This window comes from Amycolatopsis albidoflavus (genome assembly GCF_039525725.1).
Lineage (GTDB): Bacteria > Actinomycetota > Actinomycetes > Mycobacteriales > Pseudonocardiaceae > Amycolatopsis > Amycolatopsis albidoflava.
Map to the genome: position 1 here is coordinate 115,211 of NZ_BAAAHV010000023.1, position 24,729 is coordinate 139,939.

Annotated in this window: 27 protein-coding genes; 14 read left to right on the forward strand and 13 right to left on the reverse strand. The window is 70.2% G+C overall.

Annotated elements, in window-relative coordinates; all coding sequences use genetic code 11:
• Positions 1 to 375: 375 nt before the first annotated feature.
• Genes ABD156_RS37770 through cofC form a run of 3 tightly spaced genes read right to left on the reverse strand, consistent with a single transcriptional unit; the run spans position 376 to position 4,434 of the window.
• The gene (locus ABD156_RS37770; RefSeq protein WP_344285662.1) at positions 376 to 1,323 is read right to left on the reverse strand and encodes an NUDIX hydrolase; all 948 of its coding nucleotides are present in this window, start codon (positions 1,321 to 1,323) and stop codon (positions 376 to 378) included.
• Complete coding sequence (locus ABD156_RS37775; protein WP_344285665.1) at positions 1,320 to 3,746, reverse strand: RNA degradosome polyphosphate kinase; 2,427 nt, start codon at positions 3,744 to 3,746, stop codon at positions 1,320 to 1,322. The genes ABD156_RS37770 and ABD156_RS37775 overlap by 4 nt, the downstream gene beginning before the upstream one ends.
• A gap of 55 nt (positions 3,747 to 3,801) precedes the next feature.
• The gene (gene cofC / locus ABD156_RS37780) at positions 3,802 to 4,434 is read right to left on the reverse strand and encodes a 2-phospho-L-lactate guanylyltransferase (protein ID WP_344285667.1); all 633 of its coding nucleotides are present in this window, start codon (positions 4,432 to 4,434) and stop codon (positions 3,802 to 3,804) included.
• A gap of 115 nt (positions 4,435 to 4,549) precedes the next feature.
• On the opposite strand from cofC, the gene ABD156_RS37785 reads away from it, so the two are divergent.
• From ABD156_RS37785 to ABD156_RS37795, 3 genes are all read left to right on the forward strand, one after another.
• Positions 4,550 to 5,299 (forward strand): lysophospholipid acyltransferase family protein, encoded by a 750-nt coding sequence (locus ABD156_RS37785; protein ID WP_344285670.1) that lies wholly within the window; start codon positions 4,550 to 4,552, stop codon positions 5,297 to 5,299.
• On the forward strand, positions 5,299 to 6,324 hold the full coding sequence (locus ABD156_RS37790; RefSeq protein ID WP_344285673.1) for an NAD(P)H-dependent glycerol-3-phosphate dehydrogenase: 1,026 nt from the start codon (positions 5,299 to 5,301) through the stop codon (positions 6,322 to 6,324). Before ABD156_RS37785 ends, ABD156_RS37790 begins: the two co-directional genes overlap by 1 nt.
• Before the next feature lie 275 nt (positions 6,325 to 6,599).
• The gene (locus tag ABD156_RS37795) at positions 6,600 to 7,079 is read left to right on the forward strand and encodes a cysteine dioxygenase (RefSeq protein WP_344285676.1); all 480 of its coding nucleotides are present in this window, start codon (positions 6,600 to 6,602) and stop codon (positions 7,077 to 7,079) included.
• Here ABD156_RS37795 and ABD156_RS37800 read toward each other — a convergent pair whose 3' ends face one another.
• The 3 genes from ABD156_RS37800 to ABD156_RS37810 are packed head-to-tail and all read right to left on the reverse strand — an operon-like array spanning position 7,080 to position 9,266.
• On the reverse strand, positions 7,080 to 8,066 hold the full coding sequence (locus ABD156_RS37800) for an asparaginase (protein ID WP_344285679.1): 987 nt from the start codon (positions 8,064 to 8,066) through the stop codon (positions 7,080 to 7,082).
• Positions 8,067 to 8,076: 10 nt separating this feature from the next.
• A complete protein-coding gene (locus tag ABD156_RS37805; RefSeq protein WP_344285682.1) occupies positions 8,077 to 8,898 on the reverse strand; it encodes a class I SAM-dependent methyltransferase in 822 nt (273 codons plus the stop codon).
• Positions 8,895 to 9,266 (reverse strand): VOC family protein, encoded by a 372-nt coding sequence (locus tag ABD156_RS37810; protein ID WP_344285685.1) that lies wholly within the window; start codon positions 9,264 to 9,266, stop codon positions 8,895 to 8,897. The genes ABD156_RS37805 and ABD156_RS37810 overlap by 4 nt, the downstream gene beginning before the upstream one ends.
• A 138-nt stretch (positions 9,267 to 9,404) precedes the next feature.
• Between ABD156_RS37810 and ABD156_RS37815 the strand changes: the two genes are divergently transcribed.
• Together ABD156_RS37815 and ABD156_RS37820 are read left to right on the forward strand one after the other, a co-directional pair.
• Complete coding sequence (locus ABD156_RS37815; protein ID WP_344285687.1) at positions 9,405 to 10,106, forward strand: response regulator transcription factor; 702 nt, start codon at positions 9,405 to 9,407, stop codon at positions 10,104 to 10,106.
• On the forward strand, positions 10,103 to 11,554 hold the full coding sequence (locus ABD156_RS37820) for a sensor histidine kinase (protein ID WP_344285690.1): 1,452 nt from the start codon (positions 10,103 to 10,105) through the stop codon (positions 11,552 to 11,554). The genes ABD156_RS37815 and ABD156_RS37820 overlap by 4 nt, the downstream gene beginning before the upstream one ends.
• Here ABD156_RS37820 and ABD156_RS37825 read toward each other — a convergent pair.
• Positions 11,526 to 12,200, reverse strand: coding sequence for a pyridoxamine 5'-phosphate oxidase family protein (locus ABD156_RS37825; protein ID WP_344285693.1), 675 nt, complete (start codon positions 12,198 to 12,200; stop codon positions 11,526 to 11,528). The two genes, ABD156_RS37820 and ABD156_RS37825, sit on opposite strands and share 29 nt — an antisense overlap.
• Before the next feature lie 88 nt (positions 12,201 to 12,288).
• Between ABD156_RS37825 and pdxR the strand changes: the two genes are divergently transcribed.
• From pdxR to ABD156_RS37840, 3 genes are all read left to right on the forward strand, one after another.
• Complete coding sequence (gene pdxR, locus ABD156_RS37830; RefSeq protein WP_344285695.1) at positions 12,289 to 13,659, forward strand: MocR-like pyridoxine biosynthesis transcription factor PdxR; 1,371 nt, start codon at positions 12,289 to 12,291, stop codon at positions 13,657 to 13,659.
• 117 nt (positions 13,660 to 13,776) lie between these two features.
• Positions 13,777 to 15,309, forward strand: a complete 1,533-nt coding sequence (locus tag ABD156_RS37835; protein WP_344285697.1) for a serine hydrolase domain-containing protein — start codon at positions 13,777 to 13,779, stop codon at positions 15,307 to 15,309.
• A 6-nt stretch (positions 15,310 to 15,315) separates the two neighbouring features.
• Positions 15,316 to 16,413, forward strand: a complete 1,098-nt coding sequence (locus ABD156_RS37840; RefSeq protein WP_344285700.1) for a D-alanine--D-alanine ligase family protein — start codon at positions 15,316 to 15,318, stop codon at positions 16,411 to 16,413.
• Between the two features lie 9 nt (positions 16,414 to 16,422).
• On the opposite strand, the gene ABD156_RS37845 is transcribed toward ABD156_RS37840, so the two are convergent.
• Genes ABD156_RS37845 through ABD156_RS37855 form a run of 3 tightly spaced genes read right to left on the reverse strand, consistent with a single transcriptional unit; the run spans position 16,423 to position 18,471 of the window.
• Positions 16,423 to 16,821, reverse strand: a complete 399-nt coding sequence (locus ABD156_RS37845) for a hypothetical protein (RefSeq protein ID WP_344285703.1) — start codon at positions 16,819 to 16,821, stop codon at positions 16,423 to 16,425.
• On the reverse strand, positions 16,818 to 17,558 hold the full coding sequence (locus ABD156_RS37850) for an SDR family oxidoreductase (RefSeq protein ID WP_344285706.1): 741 nt from the start codon (positions 17,556 to 17,558) through the stop codon (positions 16,818 to 16,820). Before ABD156_RS37850 ends, ABD156_RS37845 begins: the two co-directional genes overlap by 4 nt.
• 34 nt (positions 17,559 to 17,592) lie before the next feature.
• Positions 17,593 to 18,471 carry an RNA polymerase sigma-70 factor gene (locus ABD156_RS37855; protein WP_344285709.1) on the reverse strand — a complete coding sequence of 293 codons (879 nt, stop codon included), beginning with the start codon at positions 18,469 to 18,471 and terminating at the stop codon, positions 17,593 to 17,595.
• A 93-nt stretch (positions 18,472 to 18,564) separates the two neighbouring features.
• Here ABD156_RS37855 and ABD156_RS37860 point away from each other — a divergent pair, with 93 nt between their 5' ends.
• Positions 18,565 to 19,905: an MFS transporter gene (locus ABD156_RS37860; protein WP_344285712.1), complete on the forward strand. Its 1,341-nt coding sequence runs from the start codon at positions 18,565 to 18,567 to the stop codon at positions 19,903 to 19,905.
• On the opposite strand, the gene ABD156_RS37865 is transcribed toward ABD156_RS37860, so the two are convergent.
• Positions 19,886 to 20,425 (reverse strand): DUF3515 domain-containing protein, encoded by a 540-nt coding sequence (locus tag ABD156_RS37865; RefSeq protein WP_344285715.1) that lies wholly within the window; start codon positions 20,423 to 20,425, stop codon positions 19,886 to 19,888. The genes ABD156_RS37860 and ABD156_RS37865 overlap by 20 nt on opposite strands.
• A 19-nt stretch (positions 20,426 to 20,444) precedes the next feature.
• Positions 20,445 to 20,678 (reverse strand): Lrp/AsnC ligand binding domain-containing protein, encoded by a 234-nt coding sequence (locus tag ABD156_RS37870; protein ID WP_009074118.1) that lies wholly within the window; start codon positions 20,676 to 20,678, stop codon positions 20,445 to 20,447.
• 146 nt (positions 20,679 to 20,824) lie between these two features.
• On the opposite strand from ABD156_RS37870, the gene ABD156_RS37875 reads away from it, so the two are divergent.
• From ABD156_RS37875 to ABD156_RS37895, 5 genes are all read left to right on the forward strand, one after another.
• On the forward strand, positions 20,825 to 21,784 hold the full coding sequence (locus ABD156_RS37875) for a thiamine-phosphate kinase (protein ID WP_344285723.1): 960 nt from the start codon (positions 20,825 to 20,827) through the stop codon (positions 21,782 to 21,784).
• A 20-nt stretch (positions 21,785 to 21,804) separates the two neighbouring features.
• Positions 21,805 to 22,293, forward strand: a complete 489-nt coding sequence (locus tag ABD156_RS37880) for a GNAT family N-acetyltransferase (RefSeq protein ID WP_344285725.1) — start codon at positions 21,805 to 21,807, stop codon at positions 22,291 to 22,293.
• Between the two features lie 22 nt (positions 22,294 to 22,315).
• Positions 22,316 to 22,846, forward strand: a complete 531-nt coding sequence (locus ABD156_RS37885; RefSeq protein WP_344285727.1) for a gamma carbonic anhydrase family protein — start codon at positions 22,316 to 22,318, stop codon at positions 22,844 to 22,846.
• A gap of 31 nt (positions 22,847 to 22,877) precedes the next feature.
• Entirely contained in the window at positions 22,878 to 23,555 is a 678-nt protein-coding gene (locus ABD156_RS37890) for a uracil-DNA glycosylase (protein ID WP_344285729.1), read from the forward strand.
• A gap of 73 nt (positions 23,556 to 23,628) precedes the next feature.
• Positions 23,629 to 24,417, forward strand: coding sequence for an alpha/beta fold hydrolase (locus ABD156_RS37895; RefSeq protein ID WP_344285732.1), 789 nt, complete (start codon positions 23,629 to 23,631; stop codon positions 24,415 to 24,417).
• 52 nt (positions 24,418 to 24,469) lie between these two features.
• Here the strand turns inward: ABD156_RS37895 and rpmB are convergent, their stop codons facing one another.
• Positions 24,470 to 24,661 (reverse strand): 50S ribosomal protein L28, encoded by a 192-nt coding sequence (rpmB, locus tag ABD156_RS37900; protein WP_009074135.1) that lies wholly within the window; start codon positions 24,659 to 24,661, stop codon positions 24,470 to 24,472.
• Between the last annotated feature and the right edge of the window lie 68 nt (positions 24,662 to 24,729).

Consider the following 24,729-nt stretch of genomic DNA (forward strand, 5'->3'; position numbering starts at 1 on the left):
GAATTCGCTGTACCGCAGGGGGTGGCGCGGCAGCGGGAAGACAGCGTTTCCCGAGGTCGGAGAGCTGCGAAGCCCGCGAAAAGAACCGGCCGGATGCTGATAAGACAACAGTTCCACGCGGTCCCGGCCGCTTGCCGAACCCGGCGGGAAGGCAATCGGATTGGCTAATCCGACGCCCGGAGATAAATCCCCGCCGGGGGTAATTAAACCCCTCGGCGGCTGTCTCGGACGTCGCTTATGCCGGGACCGGGGATAAGTCCTGAGCGTCGCTCAGCAATACGGTCTCTATAGAATCCGCGGCCCGGCGAATGGCGGGCTGTCGCGCTTACGAGAAGGGCCCGGCGCGGCCGAAGCGACGCCGGGCCCGCGAAAAGATCAGCTCGCCGAAGGCACCGGAGCGGGAAGGGGACTCGGGTAATAATCCGCGCCCACCAGAACCGGTCCGTCGTCGCCGGGATGGAACGACAGGACCCACAGCGAGCCCTTCTTGCTCGGCACCACTCCGTCGCGGGCGGCGGGCAGCTCCAGGCCGTCCCGGTCCGCCAGTGCGCTCACCAGGTCCGGGATCACGCCGCCCTGGCTGCTGATGACGGGAGTGCCTCCCTCGGCCGCGATCGCCAGCAGGCGGCGGATTCCCAGCAGCGGGTCGGGCCAGTAGCCCTCCTCCGACAGCAGCGGCTCGTGCGCCACCTCGACGCCGAGCGCGTCCGCGACTCCGCCGACGGTCTGCACGCACCGCAGCCGCGGCGCGGAGAACACCCGGTCGGGGCCGAAGAGCGGCAGCAGCTCCCGCAGCGCGGCCGCCTGGCGCTGACCGGCTTCCGACAGCGGGCGGAGGTCGTCGTCGCCGGTCCAGTCCTCGCGTTTGCCTGCCTTGGCGTGGCGCACCAGCAACACCGTCGTCGGCGCGGGCGGGAGGGCGCAGAACTCGCGCAGCACCCGGACATCCGCCGGTCGCGTGAGCAACTGCTCGGCGGTGACCGGGTCCAGCCAGCGCAGTTCGTCGACCTCTTCGTTGGGCTCGAAGGCCCCGGAAACGGCTTCGCCGCTGAAGTAGTCGACGCTCTTGCGCAGCAGCCGTCCGTTGTTCTTCGCGGGGACCTCGTACCTCGTCTGCGCGACGTAGCGGCCCAGCACCGCGCGGAATCCGGTCTCCTCGGCGATCTCGCGCACCGCGGTGGCCGCGATCGTCTCGCCGGGGTCGACCTTTCCCTTCGGCAGCGACCAATCGTCGTAGCGGGGCCGGTGCACGAGGGCGACCTCGAACCCGTCCTCGGCGCGGCGCCAGAGCACCGCGCCGGCGGCCCGGACGTCCACGCTCATCCGACGGCCCCGTGCCGCTTCGCGAGTTCGAGCTGGTGGTCGCGCACCTGCGAACCGGCGGCCGGGAACGGCTGCCATTCGCCCGAGGAACTGAGCACCCAGCAGCGAGTGTGCGGGTCGAGCGCCGAATCGAACACGTCGTCCAGCTGCCGCGTCAGCCGCGGGTCCTTGACCCGCACCAGCGCCTCGATCCGGCGGTCGAGGTTGCGGTGCATCATGTCCGCGCTGCCGATCCAGTGCGTGCCGCCCGCGCGGAAGTTGAACACCCGCGAGTGTTCCAGGAACCGGCCGAGGATCGAGCGGACGCGGATGTTCTCGCTCAAGCCTTCGACGCCCGGCTTCAGCGAGCAGATCCCGCGCACCACCACGTCGACCGGAACCCCGGCCTGCGACGCGTGGTACAGCGCGTCGATCACCTGCTCGTCAACGAGCGAGTTGCACTTGATCCGGATGCCCGCGTCGAGCCCGGCGCGCGCGAGTTCGATCTCCTCGCCGATCGCGCGCACGATGCCGCGCCGGATGCCGTGCGGCGACGTGAGGATCGTGCGGTAGGTGTCCTGGCGCGAGTAGCCGGTGAGGACGTTGAACAGGTCCGTGATGTCCGCGCCGATGCTCGGGTCCGCGGTGAGCAGGCCGAGGTCTTCGTACAGCCGCGCGGTCTTCGGGTTGTAGTTGCCGGTGCCGATGTGGCAGTAGCGGCGGATGGTCGAACCCTCCTGCCGCACCACCATCGACACCTTGCAGTGCGTTTTGAGACCCACCAAGCCGTACACCACGTGCACGCCCGCGCGTTCCAGCGTGCGCGCCCAGGTGATGTTGGCCTGCTCGTCGAACCGCGCCTTGATCTCGACCAGCGCCACGACCTGCTTGCCCGCCTCGGCGGCGTCGATCAGCGCGTCCACGATCGGCGAATCGCCGGACGTCCGGTACAGCGTCTGCTTGATCGCCAGCACCTTCGAATCGGCCGCGGCCTGTTCGATGAACCGCTGCACGCTCGTGGAGAACGAATCGTACGGGTGGTGCACCAGGACGTCGCCCTCGCGCAGCGTCGCGAAAACGCTCTTGGGCGTCTCGCGTTCGCCGAACGCCGGATGCGTCGCGGGCACGAACGGCCGGTCCTTCAACTCCTTGCGGTCGACCGCGGACAGCTGGAACAGGCAGGTGAGGTCGAGCAGCCCGGGCACCTCGACGACGTCCTCGGGGTCGACTTCCAGCTCGCGCAGCAGCAGTTCGAGCATGTGCTCGCTCATGTCCTGCGCGACCTCGAGCCGCACCGGCGGGCCGAACCGGCGCTGCGCCAGCTCGCGTTCCAGCGCCTGCAACAGGTCCTCGTCGCGGTCTTCCTCGACCTCGAAGTCGGCGTTGCGGGTGACGCGGAAGACGTGGTGCTCGGTCACCTCCATGCCGGTGAACAGATCGCTCAGGTGCGCGGAGATCAGTTCCTCGAGCGGCAGGAACGTGGCGGTGCGGCTGCCGCGTTCGGTTTCCACGCGCATCAGCCGCGGCACGTTGCTCGGCACCTTCACGCGCGCGAACCGTTCGAGGCCGCCCTGCGGATCCCGCACGGTGACCGCGAGGTTGAGCGACAGCCCCGAGATGTACGGGAACGGGTGCGCCGGGTCGACCGCGAGCGGCGTGAGCACCGGGAAGATCTGCTCGGAGAAGTAGCTCGACAGCCGGAGCTGCTCGGCCCCGGACAGGTCGGCCCAGCCGACGATCCGGATGTCCTGCTCGGCCAGCTGCGGGCGCAGATGCTCCTTGAATGCGGCGGTGTGCCGCTCGACCAGGTCCTGGTTGCGCTTGGCGATGTAGTCCAGCTGTTCGCGCGGCGTGAGCCCGTCCGCGCTGCGCACCGACAGGCCGGTGCCGTCGCGCCGTTTCAGCCCGGCGACCCGGACCATGTAGAACTCGTCCAAATTGGACGCGAAAATGGCGAGGAACTTCGCTCGTTCGAGCAGCGGCTGCGATTCGTCCTCGGCCAGCGCGAGCACGCGGGCGTTGAAGTCGAGCCAGGACAGCTCGCGGTTGAAATAACGGTCGTCGGGAAGCGACTCGACGGCGGTGGGCGCGGACGTGACGGCGGGCGGGGCCGACGGAACGGAGCGGAATTCCTCGCCGCTCTCGGTCGTGGTCCGGCGCGGCCGCACGGCGGCCTTGGAGACGGCGGGCGGCGCGGAGGGCTTCTTCGCCGTGGTGCGCAGCGCGCTCGACGCGGCGGTCTTGCGCTTGGCCGGTTTGGCGGCGTCTTCCGCCGGAGCCGCCTTGGGTTTCGCCTGACGGGCTGCGGCGGAGTCGGCGTTCCCGCGCGAGGTCGTCTTCCTGCCCGCGGAGCGCGGGGCCGGGGACGAGGGGGTCGCGCTGCTGCCGCTTTTCACGCGCCGCCGGGCCGGAGTGCTGCCGTCTTCTGTGCTCACGCTGCCCATTGTTCACTACGAAGCCGCGGTTTGCGCAGGCCGCGATGAAGGTCGAGTGAACACGTCAGCGCAATTGCGCCCGTTCGGCCGGGAGCAATGCTGCCGTGCGCTTGCCGAGACCGAGTTTCGCGGCGTGGCGGAGATCATCTTCGGTGTCGACGTCGCTGCGCAGCGAAGGCAGCGCTTGGGTGAGCGGAATCGCACCGGACGCGCGATGCAGTTCCGCGGAGCCGGCGCCGAACCGCGGGTCGAGAGGTTTCCCCGGAGCGGACAGCAACAGCGTGGTCCCGGTGCCCTGCCGGTCGAACACCACCGCGCGGCGGCCGGCGGCTTCGGTCAGCGCCTGCTCCAGATCCACCGCGCGCAACGCCGGAAGATCCGCTTGGAGCGCGCCGACTACTCCGTCCGGCGCGTCCGCGCGCAGCAGCTCCGCACCATGGCGCAGCGCTTCGTTGAGCCCGCCGCCCGCGGGCTCGGCGACCAGTTCGACGCCGAGACCGGCCAATTCGGACAGCGCGGCCGGATCGGCGGTGACGACGAGCACGCGCCGGACCCCGGCGACCGAGGTGACCGCGGCCAGCGTGTCGCAGGCCAGCGCCAGCACCAGCTCCGCGTGCCGGTGCTCGGCGACCGCCCCGCGCAGCCGGGACTTGCCCGTGCGCGGCGGTTTCAGCGGCATGACCAGGTCTGCGTCCACCTGTCCATCTTTACCCGAAACCCGCCGGACGCGTGCATGAGCGCACCCTCCCTGGACTGCGCGAACCGGCGGGCGGCAGGATCACCCGGAGCAGAGGCGACCCGAGGAGGAGACTGTGGCACGGCGTGAGAAGGGCGGATTCTGGGTGGGGCTGGCCGCCGCCGCGTTCTACCCGCTGACCGCGATCGGCAAGCGGGTGTACCTCGGCGCGGAGAAAATCCCCCGGCAAGGGCCCGCGATCCTGGTGATGAACCACATCTCGCACCTGGACCCGGCGGTCGACGCGGTGTTCGTGCACCGGCAGAAGCGGGTGCCGCGGTTCTTCCTCAAGGCGAGCCTGAAGGACGTGCCGGTCTTCGGCCGGATCGTGACCGGGTCCGGGCAGATCCCGGTGGCGCGCGGGTCGAGCGCGGCCGGCGACAGCCTCAAGGCCGCGCACCAGGCGCTCGAGGAGGGCAAGGTCATCGTGATCTACCCCGAGGGCACCATCACGAAGGACCCGCTGGGCTGGCCGAAGGAGGCCTACAGCGGCGCGGCGCGGCTGGCGCTGCAGAACGACGTGCCGGTGATCCCGATCGCGCGCTGGGGCACGAACAAGATCTTCAACGGCTACACCAAGAAGTTCACGCCGCTCCCGCGCAAGACGGTGACGCACCTGGTCGGCGACCCGATCGACCTGTCCGCGTACCGGGGCGGGAACCCGCGCAGCGCCTCGATGCTGCGCGAGGTCACCGCGGTGCTGATGGACGAGGTGACCCGCCTGCTGGTGGAGATCCGGCAGGAGGAACCGCCGGTGAAGAAGCCGGAAACGGACGCGGTTTCGGAAACCAAGGCGGAGACCGAGAAGCCGGAGGACGGTGCCTGATGGCGGGTTTCGCCGCCGACGTGCAACGGGTCACCGTGCTCGGCGCGGGTTCGTGGGGCACCGCGTTCGCGAAGGTGCTCGGCGACGCGGGCCGGGACGTGACGATGTGGGCGCGCCGGGAAAGCGTCGCGGAGGAGATCCGGGAGCGGCACACCAACGAGTCGTATCTGCCGGGAACGTCGTTGCCGGAGCGGATCACCGCGACCGCCGACGCCGCCGCGGCTCTGGACGGCGCGCAGGCGGTGGTGCTCGGGGTGCCGAGCCAGAGCCTGCGCGCGAACCTCACCGGCTGGCAGCCGCTGCTGCCGCCGGAAGCGATCCTGGTCAGCCTGGCCAAGGGCGTGGAACTGGGCACGCTCAAGCGGATGAGCGAGGTGATCGCCGAACTCGCGCGCGTCGATCCGGGCGAGATCGTGGTGGTGTCCGGGCCGAACCTGGCTCGCGAGATCGCCGACGGGCAGCCTGCCGCCGCGGTGGTCGCGTGCGTCGATCACGAGCGGGCGAAAGCGGTGCAGCAGGCGACGTCGAACCCGTATTTCCGGCCCTACACCAACACCGACGTGGTGGGCTGCGAGCTGGGCGGCGCGTGCAAGAACGTGATCGCGCTCAGCTGCGGGATGGCCGCCGGAATGGGACTCGGCGCGAACACGACGGCGACGCTCATCACGCGCGGTCTCGCCGAAATGGCGCGGCTCGGCGCGAAACTCGGCGCGGACCCGCTGACCTTCGCCGGTCTCGCCGGGCTCGGCGACCTGGTGGCGACGTGCTCGTCGCCGTTGTCGCGCAACCGCACCTTCGGCGAACGGCTCGGCCGCGGCGAGACGCTGGCCGAAGCGCAGGCGGCGGCCGGCGGGCAGGTCGCGGAGGGTGTCGCGTCGTGTTCGTCGATCCGCGAACTGGCACAGCGGGCCGGGGTCGACATGCCGATCACGGACGCGATGTTCCGGGTGTGCCACGAGGGCGTCGACCCGCGGCAGGCGGGCGCGGAGCTGCTCGGGCGGTCGCGGAAGCCGGAGTGGAGCTGAGCCTCGTGAGTGCTCGCGCCGGTGAGAACCGGCGTCGCCGCTCACGAGGTCCGGGGTGTGAACCCGCCCTCACCAGGCGCGGTCCAGGGGGTGAGACGGGTTGACCGGGCGGTCCGGGGCTGGTTCTCTGTGCGGCATGCTGACGTGCCAGATGACGATGCGGCCGGGGTCTGCCGACCTCCGCCCCGTCATGGGCATGTCGTGTCGCTGTTGTCGGTGAACCCAGCCCGGCCCAGCTCGACACCCGCTCTTTCTTCCCGTGAGGACTTTCTTTCATGTTCGCCGTTCCGGACAACACCCTGCTGCGTCCCGAGAACCCCGCCCTGCGCCACCCGGTCCGCGTCGCCGTCGACGTGGCCGCCGACCGGGAGCGCTGGGGCAGCCTGCTGCGCTACGACCCCGACGAGCGGTTCTCCGCGCTGGTCGAGCGCACTGAGGACCAGGAGATCTGGCTGCTCAGCTGGCTTCCCGGCCAGTACACCGACCTGCACGACCACGCCTTCGCGACCGGCGCGTTCACCGTCGTGTCCGGGCGGCTGACCGAAACCGTCGCGCGGCGCGCCCCGGGCGGGCGCGCGGTGACCGAGGTGCACGGATTGAGCGCCGGGCAGTCGCGGGTGTTCGGGCCGGGCTACGTGCACGAGGTGCGCAACGACGGCCCGGACCCGGCGATCAGCGTGCACGTCTACCGCCAGGGCGGCCGGCAGATGCGGTCGTACCAGGCGAATCCTGTGGACGGCCCGTCCCGGGCGTGATCAGCGGTCGAGGTCGCCGCGCAGCCTGAACTGCCGTTCGATCTCTTCCCGGCCGACGCCCGCGGCCAGCAGAACCTGCAGCAGGATCCGCGATTTCCGCGGGCACAGCCAGCCTGCCATCGTCGCGCCCATCCGGATCAGGCTCGATTCGGACCCGTGAAACCCGTACGTGCTGCGGAAAGTCGGGCCCGCGCCGGTCCGGGACGCGACGACGACCGGCACCTCCGCCGCCGCGATCACGTCCGCCGTCGAGGTCGACACATGTCCGACGCCGTTGGCGGCGACCACCACGCCGCGCGCGCCTCCCTTGAGCACCAGCGAAAGCAGTTCGCCCGAATCGTCGAGACCTGATTCCAGCAGCGGAACGAGATCGACGTGCTCGGCTCCCGGCAGCACCGGCAGGCGCGGCGGCGACGGGTGGAAGTAATGCACCGCTCCCTCGGCGACCATGCCGAGCGGGCCCGCGGGCCGCGACGAGAACGTTTCGACGTGGCTGGAATGCGTCTTCCGCACCCACCGCGCCGCGTGCACGTCGTCGTTGAACGCGACCAGCGCGCCCCGGCCGCGGCTGCGCGGATCGGCGGCGACGGTGAGCGCGGCGAGGATGTTGGCCTGTCCGTCCGGGCTGGGCAGGCTCGGATTCCGCATCGCGCCGGTGATCACCACCGGCGCGTCGGACGGCCACGTGAGGTCGAACAGGTACGCCGTTTCCTCCAGCGTGTCCGTGCCCTGCACCACCACGAGACCGTCCGCGCCCGCCTCGATCTGCTCGATGCCCCACTGCCGCGTCCGGGCGAGCGTCGCGTAGTCCATCGACGAACTCGAGACCCCGGCGAGCGTCGCCGCGGTGACTTCCATCGGCAGCCGGGAACCGAGGTCTCCCAGCAGGTCCTCGGCGCTCAGCCGCGGCACGACGCCGTCTTCGATCGAACGTCCGGGAGCCATCGAGATGGTGCCGCCGAGCGCGGCGACGGCGATGCGAGTCATGCCTTGCACTCTATGCGGGACGCCGCGCCTGCAGGGTGTAGCTCGCGGCGATCCGGCGCGGGTTGTCGCGCAGCCGCCATTCGCCGCCCCCGGCCTCTTCCATCTCGTTCGGCAGCGCGTTCCACGCCGCGGTGTCGTGCTCGGTCAGCCCGGTCAGGATCAGGCCCTGGTCGAGCAGCGCGGTGACGATCTCGCCGAGCGAATGGTTCCAGCTGTGCGTGGTCGTTTCGCGCACCGGTTCGTCCGTGTCGACGTAAGTGGTGTCGTCGCTGAACACGAGCGGTTCGTCGTGCTCGAAGTAGTCGTACTTCGGCCACGCGCGTTCGGATTCCTCGTCGAGCGTCCACAGCATCGGGTGACCTTCGCGCAGGAAAAGCCGTCCGCCCGGCCGCAGCAAGCGCGCGACGACCTCCGCCCACGGCGCGATCTTCGGCAGCCAGCAGAGCGCGCCGATTCCGGTGTACACCAGGTCGAACGCGTTCTCGCCGAACACTTTCACCGCGTCGTAGACGTTCGCCTCGTGGTAGTCGATGTCCGCGCCGGTGGCGTCCGCGAGCTTGCGCGCCTCGGCGAGCGACGCCGGGGAAAGGTCCAGACCAGAAACCTTGGCTCCGAGCCGGTGCAGCGACAGCGTGTCCGTGCCGATGTGGCACTGCAGGTGCATGGCGCGCAGCCCGGAAACGTCGCCGAGGCGCGGCTGGTCGAAGAGCACGATCTGGCTCAGGTGCGCGGGATCGGCCTTGAACTTGTCGAACTCGTAGTACGCCGAGCGCGCGTGGATCGGCGCCCGGTCGTCCCAGTTGGCGCGGTTGATCTCGAACGAATCGGTCACGCCTTCTCCGCCGCGCTGCGCAGGACACAGAACTCGTTGCCCTCTGGATCCCGCAGGACAGCCCAGCCGCTGCCGTCCTCGCGACGGTGATCGGAATGCAGCGTCGCGCCCAGCTTGAGCAACCGGTCCACCTCCTCTTCGCGGGGCACGTCCGGCGTCAGGCACAGGTGCAGCCGGTTCTTGGTCGTCTTGGGCTCCGGCACCGCGATGAACAACAGCGTGACGCCGGAGTCGAGCGTGATGCCGATCTCCTCCTCGCCCGGTTTGTCGTCCTCGCCGACCGGGCGGCCGGTCACCTGGGTCCAGAACTGGGCCAGCTTCCACGGGTCGGCGCAGTCAACGGTGATGTTGTCCACTACGGAAGTCATCGAGCTCCTCGGATCGGGGTGGATTCCGGTCCGGAGTCTGCCCGGAATGCCCGATGCGCGCGACAGGTTTCCTGTCGAGTCGCTGTCAGCCGGGGCTTCGGCTCGCGCGCCCGCGCGGACGTCGCGGAGGATGGCAGGGTGGAGAACCCGAACCCGGTGCGGCTGCTCGTCGTGGACGACGAGCCGCACATCGCCGACCTGGTCGCGACCGTCGCCCGTTACGAGGGCTGGCAGGCCGTGACGGCCGGGTGCGGCGCCGACGCGCTCGCGCGCGCCGCGGAGTTCGCTCCCGACATCGTCGTGCTCGACCTCATGCTGCCTGATTTCGACGGGTTCACCGTGCTCGACAAGCTGCGCGAGAAGCACAACGAGGTCCCGGTGGTTTTCCTGACCGCGAAGGACGCGACCGCCGACCGTATCGCCGGCCTCACCCGCGGGGGTGACGATTACCTCGTCAAGCCGTTCTCCGTCGAAGAGTTGATGGCGCGGCTGCGCGCGGTGCTGCGGCGGACGTCCGAGAAGCCGGACACCCGCACGGTCGCGTTGCAGGTGGGCGATCTCACGCTGGACGAGGAAACGCACGAAGTCCGCCGTGGTGGTCAGCTCGCCGAACTGACGCCGACCGAGTACGAACTGTTGCGCTACCTCATGCGGCGCTCGCCGGCGGTGCTCACGAAGGCGCAGATTCTCGATCACGTGTGGGAGTACGACTTCGGCGGGCGGTCCAATGTGGTCGAACTCGCGATCTCGCGGCTGCGGCGCAAGCTCGACGCCGAGGCCGAACCGCTGATCCACACCGTGCGCGGCGTCGGGTATTCCGTGCGACAGGCGGAGCGGTGAACCGGATCGGGCGCTGGGCTCGCCGGTGGTACCGGGCTTGGCGCGCCTCGAGGCTGGGCACGCGGCTGGCGTTCGGGCTGGGCGCGCTGTCGCTGGTGGTGTTCGCGATCGTCGGCGCGCTGACTGTCGAGCTGATGCACGACTATCTCAACCGGCGGCTCGACGAGCAGCTCAAGACCAGCCAGGTCGCGCAGGTGCCGCATCTGCGCGAGTCGAAGGACAATCCGGAAGTCGTCTACTCCTGGTATTCGGCGGTTTTCGACGTCCGGGAGGGGCATGCCGTCCCCCAGCCGGGCAGCACGTTGCCGAATGATGTCCGGCCGCTGGCGCAGGTCGCCGAAGAGGCGACCGGCGGCGACCAGTTCCGCACGATCGCCTTGCCGGGCCAGGGTTCTTACCGCGTGCGGGCCTGTCCGGTGGAGACTTCGCAGAACGGGACCGGCACCGTGCTGCTGAGCGCCGCGCCGCAGGCTGACCTCGACAACACCGTGCAGCAGCTGATGTTGATCGAAGTGATCGCGTTCCTGATCGCGCTGGCGATTCTCGTTGTCGCCGGGCGAGTGGTGCTGCGGCGTGGATTGCGGCCGTTGTCGGACATGGCCGGTACCGCGCACGACATCGCTTCGCACGACCTCACCGCGACTGCGGATTTGCCGGTGCGCGCGTCCGGCACTGGCGGCGGCGCGGAGGTGGAGGAGTTGCGGACGGCGTTCAACTTGATGTTGAGCCACATCGAGTCTTCGCTGGCCGCTCGGACTGAGGCGAACGATCGGCTGCGCCGGTTTGTCGCTGATGCTTCGCATGAACTGCGGACGCCGTTGACGTCGATCCGCGGCTATGCCGATCTTTTCCGTTACGCCGCCGCGAATGAGCCGGAGGAGCGCGAGGCGCACCTGGAGAAGATCCGGGCCGAGACCGCGCGGATGAGCGTGCTGGTGGACGATTTGCTGCTGCTCGCCCGTCTTGACGCGCGGGACGCGGAACCGCCGGTGCGTCCGCGGCGAATGGATCTCACCGAGGTCGCCGCGGCGGCCGCGGACGCGTTCCGGGCCGGTCGTCCGGGGTATCCGCTGACGGTGTCGATTCCGGAGGAACCCGTGGCGCTGCACGCGGATCCGGCGCGGGTGCGGCAAGTTTTGGACAATTTGCTCGCGAACGCGGCCGTGCACACGGGCGAGGGAACTCCGGTGGAGCTGGCGGTGACGGCGGCGGACGGGATGGCTGTCGCCACCGTCACCGATGCCGGGCCGGGGATTTCGCCGGAGGACCAGCAGCGGATTTTCGACCGGTTCTATCGCGTCGACAACTCCAGGACCCGGGCCGCCGGCGGGACCGGGCTGGGGTTGTCGGTGGTGCATTCGCTGGTGGTGGAGCACGGCGGGACGGTTTCGCTGGACAGCCGCCCCGGGCGGACGGTGTTTACCGTGCGGTTGCCGCTGTCTTCGTGACGCGCGCGGCGACGTGGTCGGGCACGGTCCAGTCTGCTGGCAGGTCGGCGGACGGTTCGGGTTCGCCGAAGATCGTGCGTACCGGCAACACCCCGGCCCAGGCGGCGTTCGCGGTGACGTCCTCAGGCTCGTCGTCCGGCCCTTCGGCGCGGAGCTTCACCGACGCCTCGGCCAGATCGAGCGCGATGACCGAAACCGCGGCGAATTCCTTCTTGTTCACCGCGCGCGCGTGCTCCCACGAGCCGGGGGAGAGGTGGTCGGTGAGCACGTGCAGGCCGCGCATCTTCTCCTCGGGGTCGGTCACCAGCCGGGCCTTGCCGAGGATTACCGCGCTTCGGTAGTTGACCGAGTGGTTGTTCACGGAGCGGCAATAGACGATCCCGTCGAGCAGCGTCACCGTCACGCAAACGTCGGTTTCCCCGGCGGCGGCTCGCAGACTGGCCGCGCCCGTGGAACCATGCAAGTACAGGGTGTCGCCGTCGCGGCCGTATCCGGTGGGCAGCACCAGCGGGACGCCGTCGCGGACCACGCCGAGGTGGCAGATCAGCGCCTCGTCGAGCACGGCGTGCAGCGCGGCGCGCTCGCTGGCGGCGCGGTGGCGTTTGCGGCCGAGCGTGGTGCGTTCGGTGGGCGAAAGGCTGCTCATGCGTCCAGTGTGCGGCGGCAAGTGGCTATGTTGAATGTCCACTTCTTCTACACTTGAGAAGTCCACTTCGCTGTAACGGAGGTCCGCCGTGTCCTACGCCGACACCGCCCTGCCGGTGAGCCTCGACCGCGACGCAGCCACCCCGCTGGCTGTGCAGCTGGCCGACGCGCTGCGCGAAGCCGCGGCCGGCGGACACCTCCGCGGCGGAGACCGGCTGCCGTCCACGCGCGCGCTGGCCGAACGGCTCGGTGTCTCGCGCACGGTCACTTCCGCTGCGTACGAGCAACTCCACGCGGAGGGCTGGATCGCCGGACGGCACGGCTCCGGCACCTACGTGACTACTCCGCCGACTCGCGCCGCGGCGTCCGTCACGGTGCCCGGTTCGCTCCTCGCCGAGCCGGAATCGAGCCCGGTGCTCGACCTCACGCCGGGCGCGCCGTGGGCTGGCGGACTTGACCGCGCGGCGTGGCGGCGGGCGTGGCGCGCAGCCGCCGACCCTGAGCCGCTCACGCGCGCGCATCGCGCCGGGCTGCCGGAATATCGCGCGACTGTGTCGGAACACCTGCTGCGCCACCGCGGTCTGGCGGCGGGCTCGGTGCTGGCGACCGGCGGTACCACCGCGGCGGTCGTGGAACTCGCCGCCGCGGTGTTGCGCCGAGGTGCGGTCGTTGCCTTCGAGGAACCGGGCTATCAGCGTGCGGTGCAAGCGTTCCGGCAGGCCGGGCTCACCGTCGTGGGCGTGCCGGTGGACGAGGAAGGCCTGCGCCCGGACGCGATTCCCGCCGGGGCGCGCGCGGTTTACTGCTCGCCCGCGCATCAGTACCCGATGGGCAGCCGGATGAGCGCGGCCCGGCGCGTGCAGCTCGTGGAACGCGCTCGTGCGGAAGGCATGCTGGTCATCGAGGACGACTACGACGGCGAGTTGCGCTTCGATGTCGCCCCGCTGCCGATGCTGGCCGCGCTCGCCCCGGACGTCGTCGTGCACCTCGGGACCACCAGCAAAATCCTCACCCCGACGCTCGGCGCGGGCTGGCTCGTCGCGCCCGCCGCGGTCGCGGATTCCGTGCTGGCGTACCGAGATCTCACCGGCACTCGTCCGTCTCCGGCGGGGCAGCGGGTGCTGGTCGAGCTGGCGCGCACCGGCGATTTGGGACGGCACCTGCGGAAGCTGCGCCGCGAAATGGCCGAACGCCGGACGGTGCTGGTGGCCGCGCTATCGAACGCCGGGATCCCGTTCGTCGGCGACGACGCCGGTGCGCACCTGGTGGTGCCGACGGAAAGCGCCGAGGCGGAGGCGCAGTTGATCGCCGCGGCGGAAAAGCATTCGATCCGGCTCGACGGATTGGCGCGCCATTTCGCCGGGACGCCGACGATGCACGGCATCGCGCTGGGGTACGCGGGGTGCTCGCGGGAGGCGTTGATGGCCGCGGTGCCGACGCTGGTCGATCTTCTCCGCTGAGCTGGAGCCGAGTCCGGGGGCCAGCCCTACCTCCGGTCCGCCGGTGAGCTTCATGGTGCCGGATCCGCTGCTCGGCGAGGCTTTTGCCGATCAGTTCGGAGCACGGAGGAGCGCGGGATGACTCGGCGGATTCGGTGGGCGGCGGCAGCGATCGCGGCCGTGACGTTGGCGGTGTTCGCCGCACCAGCCTCGGCACAAACACAAGACACGGCAGTAGCGCACCTGCGGGAAGAACTGGCCGGAGGACCGCCGTCGTCCTACGCGTTGGTCTCCGCGGACGGCACCGTGACGACCGGCGCGGTCGGCTCCGACGTGACTCCGCAGTCGCCGTTTCTCCTTGGCTCGCTGAGCAAATCGTTCACCGCCACGGCCGTCATGCAGCTCGTCGAAGCGGGCAAAGTCGGCCTGGACACCCCGATCACCGCCTACCTGCCGTGGTTCCGCACTGCCGGAGAGAACAACCCGATTACCGTGCGGCAGTTGCTGAACCAGACCAGCGGTCTGCCGACCGAAGCGGGCACCGTCGACCTCTACGAGCCGGAAACCACGCTGGAGCAGCGTGTCCGCGCGCTCGCCGACGTCGTCCCGGTGTCCCGCCCCGGCGCGACTTTCCACTACTGCAACAAGAACTACGCGACGCTGGGCCTGATGGTCGAGCAGGTCTCCGGCCAGAGCTACGCCGACTACCTCAAGGCGCACGTCCTCGCCCCGCTCGGCATGCACCGGACCTTCACCAATCTCGCCGACGCCCGCCGAGAAGGTCTGATCGAGGGCTCGTCGGTGCTGTTCGGGCTGAACGTGCCCATGGAAACGCCGGATTTCCCCGGTGCCCGGCCGGACGGCTACCTGGTTTCCACCGCCGAGGACCTCAGCCACTACCTGACCTTCCAGATGACCGGCGCCTACCGCGGCGCCCGGCCGCTGTCCGCCGAAAGCCTGCGGCTGATGCACAGCGCGGCGGTTCCCACCGGTGAAGACCACGCGATCGACGGCATCGACCACTACGGATTCGGCTGGGGTACCGGAACCCTCAACGGCCAGCCGGTCGTCCAGCACGACGGCGACCTGACCCGCTACCACGCCAACCTGGGATATCTGCCGGACCGCCACGTCGGCCTGGTGGTGCTGACCTCGCGCAATCCGGTCCTGCTGGACAACGGCGCGCCGTTCCACCACACGCTCGCGATGCTCGCGGGCGTGCCGGCTCCGGAAATCGGCAACGGTTTCCTGCTGACCTACGGCATCATCGACGGCGTCGCCCTCCTGGTCCTCATCGCGATGGTCTTGGCCACCCGCCGACAACTCCGGCGCGCCCGGAAGCTGCCGGAGCTCTTGCGGGACAAGGGTTTCCGCCGGGTAGCAGTGCGCCCCCTGATCGGACATCTGGTGGCGGCAGCAGCGCTGTACGCGGCGGTGTTCGTCGGAGTCGGCATGCTCAGCTACGGCGGCTGGCTGCCGGTGGACGTGGCGTTCCAGACGCTGCCGGACTTCACCGTCCTGGTGCTGGCCGGGATGGCGTTCCTCGCGGTCCGCGGAGTGGTGTGGTTCGCGCTGGCTTCCTCGCGTACTCGCCGACCAGCGGCTCGACCCTCGCGACCAGCGCAGACACCCCCGGCACGCGCTGTTGGCGATGCTCACCCGGTACGGTGACCGGCTATGAGCGCTGAAAAGATCCGGGTCGCGGTCGTGTTCGGTGGCCGCAGCAGCGAGCACACCATCTCGTGCCTGTCCGCGGGCAGTGTGATCTCGAACCTGGATCCGGACCGCTTCGAGGTGCTCCCGGTCGGCGTCACGCCGACCGGCGGCTGGGTGCTCGGCACCGGCGACCCGGAGCAGCTCAGCATCCAGGGCCGCGAGCTGCCGACGGTCGAGTCCGGCCGCGCGCTCGTGCTGGCCGGCGACCCGACCAGCCGCGAACTGCGCACGGTCGACCCGGGCCAGGCCACCGAGGTGCTCGGCACCGTCGACGTCGTCTTCCCGGTGCTGCACGGCGCCTTCGGCGAGGACGGCACCATCCAGGGCCTGCTCGAACTCGCCGACCTCCCGTACGTCGGCCCCGGCGTGCTCGCCAGCGCGGCGGCGATGGACAAGGAATACGCGAAGAAGCTGCTCGCCGCGGAAGGGCTGCCGGTCGGCACCTACGCCGCGCTGCGCCGCGGACAGTCCACTTTGGCCGAACAGGACCGCGAACGCCTTGGCCTGCCGGTGTTCGTGAAGCCCTCGCGCGCCGGTTCGTCGGTCGGCATCTCCCGCGTCGCCGACTGGGCCGACCTGGACGCCGCGATCGACCTGGCCCGGCGCACCGACCCGAAGGTGCTCGTCGAGGCGGCGGTGCGCGGGCGCGAGGTCGAATGCGGCGTGCTGGAATTCCCGGACGGCCGCGTCGAGGCGTCGCTCCCGGCCGAGATCCGCGTCCTCGCCGAGGGCGAGGACGCCTGGTACGACTTCGAAACCAAGTACCTCGGCGAGGACGCCGAGCTGGACATTCCGGCCAAACTGGACGACGCGCTCACCGACCGGCTGCGCGCGATGGCCGTCGAGGCCTTCCGCGCGCTCGACTGCCAGGGCCTCGCCCGCGTCGACTTCTTCGTGACCGAGGAGGGCGACCTGGTGATCAACGAGGTCAACACGATGCCCGGCTTCACCACGAAGTCCGCCTACCCGAAGATGTGGGAGGTGACCGGGGTGGACTACCCGACCTTGCTGTCGACGCTGATCGACACCGCGCTCGCCCGGGGCACCGGCCTGCGCTGAGGTGCGGGGCTAGGTTTTCTCCAGCCGTCCAGTGAGCGGAAGCAACACCAGCGGGAGCACGACAGCCGCGGTGAGCGCGGCCATCAACGGCACGCGTTCGCCGGGCGTGAGATGGTGCAGCAGCTGGAGATGGATCACCAGATGCGGCGCGGCGAACGTCAGGTACACCGCGAGCGCGGTGCGGGCCAGGCTCCGGCGTGCGGCGAAGAAGCTCACGCCCAGCACCACCGAGGTGGCCAGGCTCATCGCGCCGTAGTCCATCATCAGATGCGCGTTGTAGGGCATGCGCATGCCCACCCAGGGAATGTCGAAGAACGAGCGCGGCGACCACAGCGCCCAGTTCCCCACCGCGAACTGCACTGCCGCGAGGAAGGCCAAGCCCGCGCGCAGCCAGGCACGGGCGTTCATGCGGCGAGGAACTGGTCGAAGGTGATCCGGCCGTCGGCGTGGCCGGGGCTCAGATGGCCCCCTTCGCGGTAGCCGCGGATGGCCGCCCCGGGCATCGGCACCGACAGCACCGGCCGCCGGAGGGCGCGCGAGCGCGCGTAAGCGCGGGCCAGATCGGCGGCGGGGCGCACCTCGGGTCCGCCCAGGTCGGGTGCCCGCCCGGCAGGCGCACCGACCAGCGCGGCCAGGCGGGCGGCCACGTCTGCGGTGTCGACGGGCTGGAAGCTGACCCCGCGGGGCATCACGATCATCGGCAGCCATCGCTGGCTCGTGCACATCCAGGCGACGAGTTCGTGGAACTGCGTCGTCCGCTGGATCGTCCACGGCAGACCGGAGCGTTCCACCAGCTGCTCGCAAGCCAGTTTCGCGCGGTAGTACGACAATTCCACCCGGTCGGCGCCGACGATCGACACGTACAGCAGATGCGGCCGCTCGGTTCGCGCCGCCGCTTGGACGAGATTGCGGGTGCCGTCGATGTCCGAACGACCGTTTCCGGTCGCGCAGTGGACGATCGCCTTGACGCCGTCGAGCGCGTCGTCGAGGCCTGCGCCGGTGAGCAGGTCGCCGCGGCGGGTTTGCTTGTCCGCGGGAGCGCGGCGGCTCAGGACGCGGACGGCGTGACCGTCCGCGGCGAGACGCGGAACGAGCGCGCGGCCGAGCCGGCCGGTGCCGCCCGTCACCAGGATCAAGTTCGTCACGAGTCGATTCCTCCGGGGAGAGCGAGTGTCCCCGTTAAGAACCGGACAGGCCTTCCGAACGTGACAACGCCCGGAGTTTGTCCGGATTGGCGACGACGCGAATCCCGGTGACCCGGCTGTCCGACGTCTCGGGCACCAGCACGCCCACCAGCGTCCCGCCCGCACGGGCCAGCAGCCCCGGCGAGCCGTTCACTTCCGCGGCCGACAAGGTCGTCTCCGGACCGGCGAGGCGGAACGATCCCGCCAAGTAGCGCGCCACCTTGTCGATGCCGGAGATGGGCCGCCGGGCCGCGCCGACCTTGCCGCCGCCGTCCACCCACACGGTCACGTCCTCGGCCAGCACCTTCTCCAGCCCTGGCACGTCACCCTGTTCCGCCGCGGCCAGGAACCTCTCCACCAGGTCGCGGCGAGGGGACGTCCGGCGAGCGGAACCGTCGCGGGCCTCGGCCAGGCGCCGGCGCGCTCGGGCGTACAGTTGCCGGGAGTTCGCCTCGGTGGAATTGATGACCTCGGCCGTCTCCCGATGGCTGTAGCCGAAAGCTTCGCGCAGGACGAACACCGCGCGTTCCACGGGGTTCAGGTTTTCCAGCAGCACCAGGAAGGCCAGCGAGACGATCTCCCGCTGCTCGACGCGGTCCAGCGGGCCGAGAGCGCCGTTCTCGGTCAGGACTGGCTCCGGCAGCCAGAAACCGACGTAGTTCTCCCGCCGCGCCCGCGCCGACGTCAACCGGTTCACACACAGGTTGGTGGCGACTTTGGCCAGCCACGCCCACGGCGACGCGACCGCGTCGGCCCGGTGCCAGCGCAGGAAGGTGTCCTGGACGACGTCTTCGGCCTCCTCGGCGGAACCCGTCATCCGGTACGCCAGCCCGAACAGTTTCGAACGGTGCCGCTCGAACTCCTCAACCGTCACGCCCGCCAGCCTCTCAGAAGCCGCGCCGCGACCTCGGGCGCGGCGATTTACGATGATCCCCGCACACCCCCGGCCCGGTAAGGAAAACAGCGCGTGCAGATCGCTTCCCGTCTCGACCGGCTCCCGGTCACCCGGCGGCACCGGTACTTCGTGGCAGTGGTCGGCATCGCCACTTTCTTCGACCTCTACGACCTGTTCCTCGCCGCCACCATCAGCACCGTCCTCACCAAGGAATTCGGCGTCACCCCGACGACGCTGAAGTACGTCCTGGCGTCGGCGTTCGTCGGCGCGTTCGTGGGCGCGGTGTTCCTCGGCAGGCTGGCCGACCGCTTCGGCAGGCGGCGCGCGTTCCTGCTCACACTGGGCCTGTACTCGGTGTTCACGCTGCTCGGCGCGTTCAGCACCGACGTGTGGATGCTGGTGATCTGCCGCTTCATCGCCGGGATCGGCATCGGAGCGGAGTTGCCGGTCGCCGACGCTTATCTCGCTGACCTGCTGCCCGCCCGCGCCCGCGGTCGCGCGACAGCCTGGGCTTACACGATCGGTTTCTGCGGCGTCCCGGCCGCCGGATTCCTCGCCCGCGCGCTCGTCGGCCACGCGCCGCTCGGCATCGACGGCTGGCGCTGGCTGTTCGTGATCGGTGCCTTGGGCGCGGCGGTTGTGTGGGCGCTGCGGTTCACGTTGCCGGAATCACCGCGTTGGCTTGCCGCACAAGGCAGAATCGGCGAAGCGGACGAGATCGTACGCAAGCTCGAAGCGAGCGCGCCGCAGCCATTGCCCGAACCGGAGCCGGAACCGCCCGCGCCCGAACCGGTGCGCGCGTCGGCGCTGCTGCGTCCGCCGTGGTTCCGCCGCACGGCGATGCTGTACGTGTTCCAGTTGCTGCAGTCGTTCGGCTACTACGGTTTCGGCTCGCTGGTTCCGATTGTGCTGGCGGCCAAGGGTTTCGGCCTAGTCAGCTCGCTGACCTTCGCCGCGCTCACCTTCCTCGGCTATCCGATCGGCTCCGCGCTGTCCATCCCGATCATCGAACGGCTGGAACGCAAATGGCTGATCGTCGCGAGCGCGGCGGCGATGGCGGTGTTCGGGCTGGCCTTCGGCTACGCCACCTCTGGCGTGCTGATCGCGGTGTTCGGGTTCTGCTACACCGCCGTCAGCAACGTGTTCTCCAACGCCTTCCACACCTACCAGGGCGAACTGTTCCCGACGTCGCTGCGCGGAACCGCCGCCGGTTCGGCCTACGCGCTGTCCCGGCTGGCGACGGCCGCGATGCCGTTCGTGCTGCTGCCGATCCTGCATTCGGCGGGCGCGACGACGATGTTCGCCGTGGTCGCGGGCGCGATGGTGCTGCTGATGATCGACGTGGCGGTGCTCGGGCCGCGCACCACCGGCGAATCGCTGGAGACGATCGCGGCTAGAACTTCAGGGGCTTGACCGGCAGCTTCGCCGCGACCGCGTCCGAAATGGTCTGCAGCGGACCCGTTCCCGCGCTCTTCGGCACGGTCAGCGCCAGATAGACCGGCCGGTCGACGGCGTACCAGGTGGCCGAATCGCCCTGCTCGACCTGCAGCCACTGCACCTTGTTGACCACGCGCAGCGGCGAGGTCTGGGTGAGGTCCGGCGGACGTTCGAGGCCGCAGCGCAGCACGACCGGATCCGGCTCGCCCCACGCGACGGTGGCCTTCGGCGCGGGCTCGGCGAGCGTGCGCGGCGACAGTTCCTTGCCGTTCGAGGTGAGCGTGGCCGGGACCCCGGCGATCAGCTTCGCGCAGTCCGGCGACCCGGCCTGCGGCGCGGGAACGGAAACGAGCGCGAGGGGCTGGTTCGGGTCGGGCTGCCCGGAGGAGCTCTTCGTCAGCGCGACGACCGCGACCGCGACCGCCAAAGCGGCCACGAGCAACGACGCGGTGACGAGGACGACCTTCGGCGGAGCCCCGGTGTCGGTGTCTGCCACCGCATCAGTGGACCACGCGTCAGAGGTGGACGACCGGGCAGGTCAGCGTGCGCGTGATCCCTTCCACGTTCTGCACGCGGGCGACGACGAGCTGGCCGAGCTGGTCCACTGTGTCCGCGGCGGCGCGCACGATCACGTCGTACGGGCCGGTGACGTCCTCGGAGCTGGTCACGCCCGGGACCCCGGCGATCTCCGCAGCCACCGCGGCCGCTTTGCCGACCTCGGTCTGGATGAGGATGTATGCGTGGACCACGGCGTGCCCTTTCGTCGGTGGCGGTCGAGTCGAGGTAGGAACGGTGTAGACGGTGTAGGGAACGTAGCGCCAGCCCTGGGAAAAACCTAGGGGATCCGATTGTCGGTGGCCGATCCGACACAGGCGAGGGAAACAGGAGGTGACCGGTGTCACCGGACGAGCACTCGGTGGCCGCGACAGGCGAGTTCGGCCTGATCCGGCGGGTCACCGAAGGACGCGAGCAGCCCGCGTCGACATTGCTGGGCCCCGGCGACGACGCGGCGGTTCTCGCCGCGCCGGACGGCCGCGTGGTCGTGACGACCGACGTCCTGGTGCACGGCGTGCATTTCCGGCTCGACTGGTCGAGCCCGGAGCAGGCCGGGCGCAAGGCGGTCGCGGTGAATCTGTCCGACATCGCGGCGATGGGAGCGAAGCCCACGTCGGTGGTCGTCGGGCTCGCGTGTCCGGCGGACACCCCGGCGCAGGTCGTGACCGAGATCATGGACGGGATGTGGGCCGAGGCGAAAACGGCGGGCATCGGGGTGTCCGGCGGCGATCTCGTGAGCGCGGACCAGCTCGTGATCAGCGTCACCGCATTGGGCGACCTCGAAGACCGCGAACCGGTGACCCGCTCCGGCGCGCGCCCCGGCGACGTGCTCGCGGTGTGCGGACGGCTCGGCTGGGCCGCGGCTGGGCTCGCGGTGCTGCGGCGCGGATTCCGGTCGCCGGTCGGCGTGGTGAACGCGCAGCGCTGCCCGGAACCGCCGTACGCGGCCGGTCCGCAGGCCGCGCTCGCCGGCGCGACGGCGATGATGGACGTCTCCGACGGCCTGCTCGCCGATCTCGCGCATCTGGCCGCGGCTTCCGAGGTCGGGCTCGACGTGCAGACCGCGTTGCTCGAGGTTTCGACGCGGCTGAAGGAGGTCGGCAGCGCGCTGGGCGCGGACCCGCTGCAGTGGGTGCTGACCGGCGGCGAGGACCACGCGCTGGTCGCGACGTTCCCGCCGTTCGACGACCTGCCCGAGGGCTGGCGCAAGATCGGCGTGGTCACCATGCCCGGCTCCGGGGTCACCGTGGACGGCAAGGAGTACGACCAGCAAGGCGGCTGGGAGCACTGGCAGCAGTGATCCTTCATTAGGCTGATCGCGTGGACATCCGTGTCGTCGCCTTCGACCATCCCGACGCCGCCAAGCTGATGGCCGAGGTGCAGCTGGAGTACGTGCGCCGCTACGGCTCCGAGGACGAGACCCCGATGGACCCCGCGGAGTTCGCGCCGCCGCGGGGCCTGTTTCTGGTCGGGTACCTGGACAACTCGCCGGTGGCGTCCGGCGCGTGGCGCGCGCACGACGGTCCCGCGCCGACGTTCCGGCCCGGCGATGTCGAGATCAAGCGGATGTACGTGGTCGAATCGGCACGAGGACGCGGTTTCGCCCGCGCGATGCTCGCCGAACTGGAACGCACCGCGGTGGCCGCCGGACGTCGCCGCGTCGTGCTGGAGACGGGCACCGAGCAACCGGAGGCGATCGCCCTCTACCGTTCGTCGGGTTACGTCGAGATCCCGGCTTTCGGCTATTACGGCGACATGCCCGAAAGCCGGTACTACGGCAAGGATCTCGACCGCGACCGACCACTCTGACGACTTTGACCCGGAGGCGGCTTTGGCCATCTACGCGCTCGGCGACCTGGTCCCGACCATCCACCCGGACGCCTACGTCCATCCCGACGCCACGGTGATCGGCGATGTCCGGATCGGACCGCGCGCGTCGGTCTGGCCGCAGACGGTGCTGCGCGGCGACCACGGGTACATCGAGATCGGCGAACGTTCGAACGTGCAGGACGGCTGCGTCGTCCACTGCACCGCGCGGCATCCGACGATCATCGGCCCGTCGTCGGCGGTCGGGCACGCGGTGCACATCGAGGGCGCGACGATCGGCACCGGCTGCCTGATCGCGTCGGGTTCGGTGGTGCTGAACGGAAGCGTGATCGAGGACGGCGGGATGGTCGGCGCGGGCGCGGTGCTGTCGTACGAATCGACGGTCGGCACCGGCGAGATCGCGCTGGGGGTTCCGGCGAAAACGCGGCCGAACAAGTCGTTTTCCGAAGACCAGATCGCCGCGGTGGTGGATTCCTATGTCCGGCGCGGAGCGCGGTTCCGCGCCGAGTTGCGCAGGCTGGACCCGCCACAGTGACCTCGGGCACGTGCCGCTAGGCTCGCGGGCCGTGACTGGACGACCGCTGGACGAAATCGTCGAAGCCGGCTGGGCGAAAGCCCTTGAACCAGTGGCCCCGCAGGTAGCCGCGATGGGGGAGTTCCTCCGCGCCGAGATCGCCGCGGGCCGCACCTATCTTCCCGCGGGCGAGCACGTGCTGCGCGCGTTCAAGCAGCCGTTCGACGACGTCCGCGTGCTGATCGTGGGCCAGGACCCGTACCCGACGCCCGGGCACGCGGTCGGCCTGAGCTTCTCGGTGGCTCCGGACGTGCGGCCGATCCCGAAGAGCCTGATCAACATCTACCAGGAGTACTGCGAGGACCTGGGCCATCCGACGCCCGCCAACGGCGACCTGACTCCGTGGGCCGAGCAGGGCGTGCTGCTGCTCAACCGGTCGCTCACCGTGCAGCCGCACAAGTCCAACTCGCACCAGGGCAAGGGCTGGGAACAGGTCACCGAGCAGGCGATCAAGGCGCTCGCCGCGCGCGGCGGACCGCTGGTGGCGATTCTGTGGGGCCGCAACGCGCGGAACCTGCGGCCGATGCTCGGCGACGTCCCGTGCATCGAATCGGCGCACCCGAGCCCGCTCTCGGCGCGCAACGGCTTCTTCGGGTCGCGTCCGTTCAGCCGGGCGAACCAGCTGCTGACCCAGCAGGGCGCGGAACCGCTCGACTGGAAACTTCCCTGACGCGGCGTGTCCAGTTCCGGCGTCCGGCGCCGACCACCAGGGTAAGGAACGACTGAAACCCTGGAGGAAAGCCATGACCGCCACCGTCACGTCCGCCGACGGCACCCCGATCGCCTTCGACACCTACGGCTCGGGTTCGCCGGTGCTGCTGGTCGGCGGCGCGGTGAACGACCGGACGACCGTCGCCGCGCTGGCCGCGGTGCTTGCCGACGCGGGATTCACCGCGGTCGCCTACGACCGGAGAGGCCGCGGCGACAGCGGCGACGCCCAGGTCTACGCGGTCGAGCGCGAGATCGACGACCTCGAGGTGCTGATCGAGGCCGTCGGCGGGTCGGCCGCGGTGTTCGGCCACTCGTCCGGCGCGATCCTGGCACTGGAAGCGGCGGCGCGCGGCCTGCCGATCACGAAGGTCGCGGTGTACGAACCGCCGTTCATCGGCGACGACCGCCCGCGTCCCGCCGAAGACCTGGTCGACCGGGTGAGTGCCGCCCTCGCCGACGGCGACCGGGACACCGCGGTCGAGTTGTTCCTGGTCGAGGGGACCGGGACCCCGGCCGCGATGGTGGACTCGATGAAGGCCGCGCCGGTGTGGGGCTGGTTCGTCGGCCTGGCGCACACGCTGCCCTATGACCTGGCAGTCTGCGGCCGCGGCAACCACCTGCCAGCCGACCGGCTGGCCGCGATCACGGTGCCGGTGCTGTCGCTGTCGGGCGGCGCGGGGGAGGCGTGGATGGCGTCGTCCGCCAAGGCTGTCGCTGCCGCCGTTGCGCACGGACGCTACGAGGAGGTCCCGGGGCAGGACCACGGGGTGCTGAACGCGCCGGAGTCCCTGCGGGAGGTTCTGGCGGGCTTCCTGAGGTGACGAAAAAGGGGCGGGTGCCGAAGCACTCGCCCCTTTTCGAAAGCTGCTGAACTCAGCCGCGAACGACCTTGCCGGCCTTGATGCACGAGGTGCAGGCGTTCAGGCGCTTGCGCTGGGACACGCCGACCTTCGCGTGCACAACCTGGATGTTCGGGTTCCACCGGCGGTTGGTACGCCGGTGGGAGTGCGAGACCGACTTGCCGAAGCCGGGTCCCTTGCCACAGACGTCGCACACGGCAGCCACGTCGAACTCCTCTGGATATGGGACAAAGAATGCGCGCCTGAACTTGCCAGGCAACTCGACCATAGTAA

What these genes read in the sequence shown, in the direction of transcription:
- ABD156_RS37790 (WP_344285673.1), top strand. Translation starts at nt 5,299, where the DNA reads ATGGCGGGTTTCGCCGCCGACGTGCAACGGGTCACCGTGCTCGGCGCG.
- ABD156_RS37895 (WP_344285732.1), top strand. Translation starts at nt 23,629, where the DNA reads ATGACCGCCACCGTCACGTCCGCCGACGGCACCCCGATCGCCTTCGAC.
- ABD156_RS37840 (WP_344285700.1), top strand. Translation starts at nt 15,316, where the DNA reads ATGAGCGCTGAAAAGATCCGGGTCGCGGTCGTGTTCGGTGGCCGCAGC.
- ABD156_RS37845 (WP_344285703.1), bottom strand. Translation starts at nt 16,821, where the DNA reads ATGAACGCCCGTGCCTGGCTGCGCGCGGGCTTGGCCTTCCTCGCGGCA.
- ABD156_RS37825 (WP_344285693.1), bottom strand. Translation starts at nt 12,200, where the DNA reads ATGAGCAGCCTTTCGCCCACCGAACGCACCACGCTCGGCCGCAAACGC.
- ABD156_RS37800 (WP_344285679.1), bottom strand. Translation starts at nt 8,066, where the DNA reads ATGACTCGCATCGCCGTCGCCGCGCTCGGCGGCACCATCTCGATGGCT.
- ABD156_RS37835 (WP_344285697.1), top strand. Translation starts at nt 13,777, where the DNA reads ATGACTCGGCGGATTCGGTGGGCGGCGGCAGCGATCGCGGCCGTGACG.
- ABD156_RS37770 (WP_344285662.1), bottom strand. Translation starts at nt 1,323, where the DNA reads ATGAGCGTGGACGTCCGGGCCGCCGGCGCGGTGCTCTGGCGCCGCGCC.
- ABD156_RS37795 (WP_344285676.1), top strand. Translation starts at nt 6,600, where the DNA reads ATGTTCGCCGTTCCGGACAACACCCTGCTGCGTCCCGAGAACCCCGCC.
- ABD156_RS37810 (WP_344285685.1), bottom strand. Translation starts at nt 9,266, where the DNA reads ATGACTTCCGTAGTGGACAACATCACCGTTGACTGCGCCGACCCGTGG.
- ABD156_RS37775 (WP_344285665.1), bottom strand. Translation starts at nt 3,746, where the DNA reads ATGGGCAGCGTGAGCACAGAAGACGGCAGCACTCCGGCCCGGCGGCGC.